Below are 1,508 nucleotides of genomic sequence, written 5' to 3' on the forward strand. Positions count from 1 at the left end.
GTGCCGAAGGCGTCCGGGACGGCCGCGTCTGGGTGCTGCCCGGCGGCCCGGCCTGCCCGGGCTACGCCAGGTCCGTCCTGCGCGACGCGCTCGCCGAGCTGGGCGTCGACCGCGCCCGCTGCTCCGACGCGCAGCTCATGGTCAGCGAGCTGGCGACCAACGCCTTCCAGCACGCCGGCGACCACGGCCCGCACGAGCTGTGGCTCTACACGGCCGGCGGCCCGCCCGGCGCCGGCGCCGAGATCCGGTGCGCCATCTTCGACCGGCTGCCCTGCGACCTGCCCGGCTACTCCTGGACGTCCGGCGACTGCGGACGCGGCCTCGCCATCGTCCGCGAGCTCTCCGAAGGGCGCTGGGGCATGGTCCGCACCACCGCCCGCCTCGGCGCGCCCGTCCCGGGCAAGGCCGTCTGGTTCGCCCTCCCGCACTGACCCGTCCGCTTCCGGCCCGTCCCGCGCTGAGCTGTCAGCGGCCCGTCCCGCGCTGAGCCGTCAGCGGGCCGGGCGGCGGATGTGGCGGGGCTTGAGACCCAGGTGGCGGCGCATCGCCCTCGCCGACGCCCCCGGGAAGACCACACCCGCCAGCTTCAGGTGACGGCGCGCGCGCTCGAAGTCGCCCGCGTAGTAGAAAGCCGTCCCGAACTCGTTGTGCGCGCGGGGCGCGGCGGGGTGCCGCGAGGGTGTCTCGACCCAGCGGTCCGCGGCGCGCGCCATCGCCGAGTGCACGTCCGGACCGCTGAGGTAGGCCAGCGACGCGGTGCTCGTGTCGCCGTCGCGGTCCAGGTGGACGGCGATCTCCACATGGGCCTCGGCGAGCAGGGCGGCGCGCGGGTCGCCGGGGCCTGCGTCCGCCGCCGCCCGCTCGGCGAACGCGAGGACTTCGGCGTCCGAGCCCCACCACTTGCGGCACAGGGCCTGCAACCGGGTCTGGTGCGCGGCGTACAGGGCGGGGGCGCGCCGCACGGTCTCGTCCCAGAGCCGGTCGAGTTCGGGACGGCCGAGCTGGAGGCCGATCGCGTGCCTCTGGAGGCGCTCCCAGGGGGCGGGGTCGTCCGGCAGCAGCTCGGCGGCCCGGTACAGCGGCTCGCCCGCCAGGGCCAGCCGCCGCCAGAAGGCGTGGAACCGGACGGCGTCCACGTTCTCCGCAAGACCACCGGTCCGGGCCTGCCACGCGTGGGTGATGCGCGCCGCGCCGAGCCAGAGCTGTGCCTCCGGGTCGTCCGGACGCGCCGCCGCGAGCTCCGTGAGCCGGTCGAGGTGCGGGACGGCCGCCTCGCCGAGCTGCACGGCCGCCAGGCACCGGTTTTCCGGGGCGTCCCGGGTTCCGGCCAGCAGCGCGAGTCCGGCGTCCAGGTCGCCGGACTCCACCTTCGGCAGCGCCGCCGTCAGCGCCTCGTACTCGAAGTCGGGGTCCGGGCGCCGGTACTTCTCCGCCGGGACGGCCGCCTCGTACGGCTGGGCGTGCAGCGCGGGCGCGTCCGGCGTCTGGTCGGGGGAGCGCGCGGGCAT

2 protein-coding genes are annotated in these 1,508 nt (G+C 76.9%); one reads left to right on the plus strand and one right to left on the minus strand.

Annotated features, from left to right (window positions below):
- The coding region (locus AB0J52_RS40135) for an ATP-binding protein (RefSeq protein ID WP_500188425.1) at positions 1–431 on the plus strand (431 nt) is incomplete at its 5' end.
- A gap of 60 nt (positions 432–491) precedes the next feature.
- On the opposite strand, the gene AB0J52_RS40140 is transcribed toward AB0J52_RS40135, so the two are convergent.
- Positions 492–1,508: hypothetical protein (locus tag AB0J52_RS40140; protein WP_500188426.1), on the minus strand; the 1,017-nt coding region annotated here is incomplete at its 5' end.

It is taken from the genome of Spirillospora sp. NPDC049652, assembly GCF_040675125.1.
Taxonomy (GTDB): domain Bacteria; phylum Actinomycetota; class Actinomycetes; order Streptosporangiales; family Streptosporangiaceae; genus Spirillospora.